This window comes from Labrenzia sp. 5N (assembly GCF_012395805.1).
GTDB lineage: Bacteria > Pseudomonadota > Alphaproteobacteria > Rhizobiales > Stappiaceae > Roseibium > Roseibium algicola.
On the sequence record NZ_JAAZTM010000021.1, the window covers coordinates 1 to 235 of the forward strand.

Annotated in this window: 1 protein-coding gene; it reads right to left on the reverse strand. The window is 56.2% G+C overall.

Going from position 1 to position 235, the window contains the following annotated elements; all coding sequences use genetic code 11:
* On the reverse strand, positions 1–235 hold a 235-nt coding region (locus HEP89_RS27075), incomplete at both ends, for a hypothetical protein (protein WP_168693538.1).

Here is a 235-nt window from a genome sequence, read left to right on the forward strand (position 1 = left end):
AAGTGTCTGTGTCGGTCACCGCGGTGATGTCATACTCATCAACGTCTGACACCGAGATCGTGAAGGTCTCTTCCGAAGTCGATCCATCGGTAGAGGTAGCGGTCACGGTGATGTCGATGGACCCTTCAGTTTCCGCGTCGAAGCTCGCGCCGTCTGCAACCCGAACCACGCCGGTTTCGTCAACGGTGAAACGGGCGTCGTTCACGGAATAGGAGACGGTGTCCGTTACATCTTT